The 6,746-nt window shown below is 51.9% G+C and carries 6 protein-coding genes; all 6 read right to left on the bottom strand.

Features of this window, described 5'->3' with window-relative positions:
• On the bottom strand, positions 1–449 hold a 449-nt coding region (locus H5U02_13105), incomplete at its 3' end, for a methylated-DNA--[protein]-cysteine S-methyltransferase (GenBank protein ID MBC7343359.1).
• 76 nt (positions 450–525) lie between these two features.
• The gene (locus H5U02_13100; protein MBC7343358.1) at positions 526–1,308 is read right to left on the bottom strand and encodes an N-acetylmuramoyl-L-alanine amidase; all 783 of its coding nucleotides are present in this window, start codon (positions 1,306–1,308) and stop codon (positions 526–528) included.
• 140 nt (positions 1,309–1,448) lie between these two features.
• Entirely contained in the window at positions 1,449–3,533 is a 2,085-nt protein-coding gene (locus tag H5U02_13095) for a 4Fe-4S dicluster domain-containing protein (protein MBC7343357.1), read from the bottom strand.
• Between the two features lie 95 nt (positions 3,534–3,628).
• Positions 3,629–4,618: an electron transfer flavoprotein subunit alpha/FixB family protein gene (locus H5U02_13090; protein ID MBC7343356.1), complete on the bottom strand. Its 990-nt coding sequence runs from the start codon at positions 4,616–4,618 to the stop codon at positions 3,629–3,631.
• A 71-nt stretch (positions 4,619–4,689) separates the two neighbouring features.
• Positions 4,690–5,472, bottom strand: a complete 783-nt coding sequence (locus tag H5U02_13085; GenBank protein ID MBC7343355.1) for an electron transfer flavoprotein subunit beta/FixA family protein — start codon at positions 5,470–5,472, stop codon at positions 4,690–4,692.
• 477 nt (positions 5,473–5,949) lie between these two features.
• Positions 5,950–6,746 (bottom strand): BtrH N-terminal domain-containing protein (locus H5U02_13080; GenBank protein ID MBC7343354.1); only part of this gene is annotated, 797 nt, incomplete at its 5' end.

The following is a 6,746-nucleotide window of genomic DNA, read 5'->3' as shown; positions in this document are numbered from 1 at the left end:
CCACCTAGCCCTCCTCGGGCAGCCACAACCCGGTGGCAAGGAATAATAATAGGGGTCAAATTCTTGGCCTCTGCTCCTCCTACCGCCCGAAACGCCTGAGGCCTGCCCACAGCTGCGGCAATCTGAGCGTAAGTACGGGTTTGGCCGTAAGGAATGGACTTCGTGGCCTCAAGTACTCTGGCTTGGAACGGAGTATATAGGCTCCATTCGACAGGAAAGGTAAATTCAACTCGCTGGCCCCGAAAATAGGCTTGGCATGCCCGGAGAGCCTCGGGAAAAAAGGCTTCGTTTTTCTCAAGGGGCTCATAGATTCCGCGATCCTTTAGGGCTTTACTCAGCGACGCCTGCGCCTCTGCCTGGGTTGAATGCCCGAACACCAGCGCACTGATAGCTTCGCGCCCGGCAATGCCTGTCCAGCCCCATTCGGTAAGGATAAAATTGCAATTCATTGATAGCCACCTTCTAACCTTCTCGCAACCATTATATGCAGTTGTGGCCGCGGGTACAAGACAGGTCTCTCTTCCCTTAGGTTGGTTGCACCTTTGGCAAAAGCCAAGCTGGCTCTGGCGGCTCAGGCTCTCCGGCCAAAAATCGGGCTAACCCTTGATAGATAGCCCAAGCCAACTTTTCCTGGTACAAGGGGTCATTGAGCATCTTCTCCTCCTCAGGGTTAGAGAGAAAGCCCACTTCGACTAAGGCCCCAACGCAAGCACTGGGAAGCTGATTCAGGACGTAGACATCGATCGGCAAAGCTAAGCGCTCGGTAGGTGTCAACCGCCGCAGCTGATCCTGAATATGCCGAGCCAAGGTAATGCTGGCCGGAGACCTAGAATTGTAAAAAGTTTGTGCCCCCGTCCATTTAGTCCCAAAACTATTGGCTTGAATGCTTATGTATACCCGCGCACCGTACTTTCTTGCTACTGCCACCCGGTTATCTAGATCGCGCAGCTTCTCGCTACCCGACCCTACCCCAAAAAGATCAGTGTCGGTTTCTCGGGTTAAATGAACCTGGGCGCCAGCCTGAGCCAGGATTCTCCCCAAACGCTTGCTAACCGCCAAGGTGATATCCTTTTCCAGTGTACCTCGCGGACCCACCGCCCCTGGGTCTACCCCCCCATGGCCGGGATCGATAACAATGATTTGCCCACCTAGCGCCCAGGAGAAGGCTTCCGTAGCCCGAACTTGGGCGTAACTAGAAGTATAGATGATCCCAATAGCCAATAACGGCACCAAGACGATAAGCGCCTTAATACATGTACCTCTTAGCCGCCAAACTCCAAAGTAGACATAACCCCCCCGCCTCCTCATATAGTTACCTCCCCGGCAAATTCTGCTACAGTAATATGAAAATGGTAGCCAGGCTAGTACCGGATCATAGACGGCAGCAGCTCTGTTCCGCTGGGGAACAGAGCTGCTGCTTCCGTATTAACTCCAATACGCAGCTGATTCTACGAGGCTAAGGATCTCTCCAGAATCTCGGCTAGATCTAGTGCGGCAATATCCTCTTTATCCTTCGACTTCAGGCCGTCGCTGAGCATAGTCAAACAGAAGGGGCAAGCGGTAGCAATGGCCTGGGCACCAGTAGCTAAGGCCTGCTCGGTACGCATCACGTTGATGCTCTTGCCTAACTTTTCTTCTAACCACATGCGCCCACCACCAGCGCCACAGCAGAAGCTCTTGCCATGGTTGCGCTCCATCTCAACCAGCTTGACCCCTGGCACCCGGGCAAGAATGCTACGCGGCTGATGGTAAATCTCATTGTACCGGCCTAGGTAGCAGGAATCGTGGTAGGTGAAGGTCAGGTCTTGGCTCTTGCTAGGTCTAATTCTTCCCTGCTGCAGTAGCTCGAGAAGGAATTCGCTGTGATGAATTACCGTAAATTCCCCTCCAAATTGCGGGTACTCCTTCTTCAGGACGTTGAAGCAATGCGGGCACTGGGTAACAATACGATTAAACTTGTACTGCTTGAGCGTGGAAATGTTTTCTTCGACTAGGCTTTGGAAGAGGTACTCGTTGCCAAGCCTCCGGGCTGAATCGCCGCAACATTTCTCTTCCGTACCCAAAATAGCAAAGTCAACCCCGGCCTGGTTCATTATGTTAACCATAGCCTTGGCTACCTTGCGGTTGCGATCGTCAAATGCCCCAGCGCAGCCTGGCCAGAACAACACGTCCACTTGGCCGCCTTCTACATTGGCCATATTCCGGACCTCAAGCCCCTCTGTCCAGTCTGCCCGATTGGCCCAACCAACGCCCCACGGATTACCATTATTTTCCATATTGCGGAAAGCCAATTGCATTTCTGATGGGAACCGGCTTTCAGTCAAGACCAAATAACGGCGCAGCTCTACCGTCTTGTTAACATGTTCAACAAAAACCGGGCATTGCTCCTGGCAAGCCCTGCAGGTAGTGCAAGCCCAAATTTCGTCTTCGGTTACCACGTCGCCAATTAGGCTCTTTTCCAAAATGGCGGCTGCCTTTTCATCTACAGCGGCAACTTCCCGGCCGCCTGCCTCAGCCTCCTTGTCATCGCCTTTGGACTTATCCTTCTGTTTCTGGGCTAGCAGAATAGGAGCTTTCTCCAAAAAGTGAGCCTTCAGGTCCTGAGTCATTTTCTTAGGCGACAATGGCTTTTCGGAGAGGTAAGCCGGACAATTATCCTGGCACCGGCCACAGCGAGTGCATGCCTCAGTATCGAATAACTGCTTCCAGGTTAGGTCTTCTATTTTCTCAGCTCCAAAAACTTCTTGGTCCTCATCCTCAAAGTCGATGGGCGAAATAACCCCAGCCGGGGCTAGCGAGCGCATAAACTGGTTGGCCGGTCCCATAAAGATATGAAAGGCCTTGCTCCAAGGGATATACGCCACCAAAGCCATAGCCGTTAGCCCGTGGACCCACCAGGTATAACGATAAAGGCTTAGCAAGGACTGATCGTTCATGCTGGCAAAGAGTGCGCTCACCCAGGTCCCCACAGGATTGGCATAAGGCCAAGGATCGGGGTTAGCAGCTATGCGCATCCCTTCTAAACAGAAGCCCAAAACTAATATAAAGAGCAGCCATACCAGCAACACAGCATCATCGGCTATATTGTCAAGGCGGTCAGGCTTCTGAATATAACGCCGGATAATCGCCACTAAAATGCCTAAGATCCCGGCCAACCCCATCAAATCGGTCAACCAGCTCATACCGATGTAGAACTGACCAAACATGATGGGCAAACCAAACCATGCTTCCAGGACATCAAGAAAAGCGGCTAGGAACAAGAAGGCAAAGCCCCAAAAGATTAGGAAATGCATGATTCCGGGATAAGGATCTCTTAGCATTTTGCTGTGACCGAAAGAATTAACGATGACGGTTTTGATCCTTTCCCACAGCTGATCATAACGCTTCTCCGGTTCTGGTTTGCCAATTGTCCACCGGAGGTAGTGCTGATACAAGCCCCACAATAGAATTATCCCCGCAATCACCATAAAGGCATAAAGCCATAGATGACCGGGGATTTCCCAGTACAACTCCCGGTGAGGAATGCTTGGCATCTTGAGAATCCCCCCTCGACATCAAAGTACTGGGTGCCGGGGCGGAAAGGTAGAACCTACCTTCCGCCCGCTTGCGCCCAAACCGCCAAGCTTCATTACTCTGCTAATGCTTTCTTGAACTCCTCAGTCAGCAAGGGAACTACTTTAAACAAATCATCAACGATCCCGTAGTCAGCCACATTAAAGATATTTGCCTCGGGATCCTTATTGATGGCTACAATGAATTTGGACGATCCCATCCCGGCCAGGTGCTGTATAGCCCCAGAAATACCGCAGGCAATATAGAGGGTGGGAGAAACCGTCTTCCCAGTTTGGCCCACTTGGTCATCGTGGGGACGCCAACCGGCGTCAACCGCTGCGCGAGACGCACCCACGGCTGCCCCTAAGACATCTGCTAGCTCTTCCAAGATCTTAAAGTTCTCCGGGCCCTTCATTCCCCGTCCACCGGAGACAATAATATCGGCCTCGGTGAGCTCCACCCGGCCAGAGGCCTTCTTAACGACCTCTTTCACCAACTGGCGCAGCGAGCTGCTATCCAGCTGGACATCAACCTTGACCGTCTCAGGGTTCTTTGATCCGGCTGGGTCCCCGGCGCCCAGCACGTTAGGACGCATAGTTACCATGACCGGCCGTGCCTCTGGGCAGGTAACTTTTGTAAACGCTTTTCCTGCATAGATGGGCCGGGTAAATACGAAGTTGCCGTCCTGAATTTCTACCGCCGTGCAGTCGGTCATCAGCCCGCTGCCGACCCTTTCGGCCAACCGAGGAGCGAGATCCTTGCCAATGCCGGTATTGCCAAAGAAGATGGCTGCCGGTTGGTTGGCCTTGATCAAGTCTGCTAACACGGCGACATAAGCATCGGTTGTATAGTCTTTAAGGCGGGAATCGTCGGCGACGTATACCTTGTCCACTCCATAATCGGCCACCGCTTGGGCCAACCCAGAAATTCCTTCCCCTAGAATTACTGCCGCAACTTCTTCACCCATCTGATCCGCAAACTTGCGGCAGTTATACAAGAGCTCGCGCGCCACCTTGCGCAGCTCGCCCTCTTTTTGCTCTGCAAAGACCCAAATCCCCTTTGCCATGGGCTATTGACCTCCTCCATCTTTTTACAGCCAATTAGCGTATTAAAGTTTCGGGATCCTATTCACCGAAATTAGATAACCTTGGCTTCCTCCCGCAATAGCCGTACTAGCTCCTTAGCCGTATCCGCTGGATCGCCCTCCAACTTCTTACCCGCCTTCCGAGCTTCGGGCAGGCTGTAGCTGAGAATCTTGACCTGGCTAGCCTGGGCTCCAACGCTAGCAGCATCTAAACCGATATCGGCCAAAGTAAGCTCCTTGAGTTCCTTCTTCTTGGCCTGCATGATCCCTTTCAAGGATGGGTAACGAGGCTCATTCAGACCCTTTTGGGCAGTGATAACCGCTGGAAGGGCAACCTCGATGACTTCGGTCTGCCCCTCGGCTTCACGGTGGGCTACCACTTTGTTATCAGCGATTTCGATCTTGGTGACCACATTCACCCAAGGCAGATCAAGAATTTCCGCCACTCGGCCCGCTACCTGGGAAGCGCCGTCATCGATGGCAACCCACCCGCAGAGAATTAGATCAGGATTAAGCTGCTTGATGGCAGCAGCTAGGGCAGCGGCAACACCATGGGAATCGGCGCCTTCCATGGCTGGATCATTGATCAGGACAGCTTTGTCGGCCCCCATAGCTAGACCCTGGCGAATAGTATCAACCGTCTGCTTGGAGCCCAAGCTGACTAAGGTTACTTCCCCTCCGACTTTCTCCTTAATACGCAGGGCTTCTTCCACCGCGAACTCATCATAAGGATTCATAATCAAATTGACGCCAGTGCTGTCAATTTTGCCATCGCTGGTTAAGGCAATCTTGGCCTCGGTATCAAAGGTCTGTTTGACGCATACAACGATGTTCATGCCTACTGTTCCTCCTCATTTGGAATTGTGGCCGCCCAAAAACTTATCCCAGACCTTTTAGGTAGCAATTTTGGGACGGCCTAAGCCTATTACTCATGCGCCTTTACTCAGGCGCGTCCAGCTCCTTGGTTTTAGCCCCCGATCACCCCCTACTACTACTCTGGCCAATATAACGCTTGCTGTGCAAGTTTTTCCTAGTTACATGTATTCAAGGCGTTGTGACATCTTTCACACAAAAAGAAAAGCTCCACCCGCTCGCCCCAACCTTACGGGCACCTAGCTTCTGTCCTCATAATTTCGCCCTGTATCCCCCTTGTCCTTTCTACACCTTCATTCTACACCACCTAGCAAACTCCTTCCACAGGTTTTTGATCCCCAAATGTGCCAAAAATTCTCGATCTGGCATTTGCTCAGAAGCTAACGGTCTGCAGCGTTGCCTACAACAGTCTGAATTCGCTGTGAATTGTTTTTTACCTGCTAGTTATGAAAAATTTCTTTTAGCTTCTGCCAAAACTTTGTCTCCGCTTTTACGATGCTATGAGCCACATCGCCAGCCAATTTCATCAGGTTAGCATCTTTTTCTTCGCTGGCCCGGTACAGGATCTTAGCCAGCTCTCGCCAACACCAGGCAATTTCTCTCATTTCGCCCACGCTATCCACGGCTCGCAGCTCGGGGCAATAGGCCTGTGCCTCTTCTAGAAACTCAGCATACATTAACCGGAAGGCACCGCCCCCAGTTCCTCGCTTCTCAATGACCTGGTACCCAAAACGGGCGCACCAAACCCAATCTGAGGCCACTTTGGGCCACAGGGCTAACTCTTGGGCCCACCGTCGCATGGCCTGTAGCCCCATCACTTCAACTTTTGGTTCCAGCATCAACTTAGTAGCACGCGCCAACCCCTTACGAATGGCCTGTTTTAAATCCTTTATCTCCACTGCAGAAAACGGATACCAGTAGTTATGAACCGGAGTGGGGAAAGCTTCGGAAACCATTGCCTGGGCCAAAGAAGCTAAGGAGGTTAACTGCAAACCTGGTCTCTCGGTATCTGCCACATAGGCCACACCATCATCAACTTCCATATCGTATCCGGCCAAAACAATGGCGTGTCCGCTGAAATGGGTGCTGGTTTGGTAATAGTCCAGATAGTAAAGATCAGTTAAAAGAATTATTGGTGCGTTTTTGTCAATGCAATCCCGCATAGCTGCCCACGGGAATTCATCACTTTGGTTCCATTGAAACGGTTGCCCGATATGGTCAAAGAAAACCGTCTCCA

The sequence above is a fragment of the Clostridia bacterium genome, assembly GCA_014360065.1.
Lineage (GTDB): Bacteria > Bacillota > DSM-521 > Neomoorellales > JACIYF01 > JACIYF01.
The sequence above is the reverse complement of the archived record's forward strand: the minus strand, read 5'-3'. Positions and strand labels throughout refer to the sequence as shown.

Coding starts and splice junctions, on each gene's coding strand:
- H5U02_13100 (MBC7343358.1), bottom strand. CDS start 1,308: ATGAGGAGGCGGGGGGGTTATGTCTACTTTGGAGTTTGGCGGCTAAGA.
- H5U02_13085 (MBC7343355.1), bottom strand. CDS start 5,472: ATGAACATCGTTGTATGCGTCAAACAGACCTTTGATACCGAGGCCAAG.
- H5U02_13095 (MBC7343357.1), bottom strand. CDS start 3,533: ATGCCAAGCATTCCTCACCGGGAGTTGTACTGGGAAATCCCCGGTCAT.
- H5U02_13090 (MBC7343356.1), bottom strand. CDS start 4,618: ATGGCAAAGGGGATTTGGGTCTTTGCAGAGCAAAAAGAGGGCGAGCTG.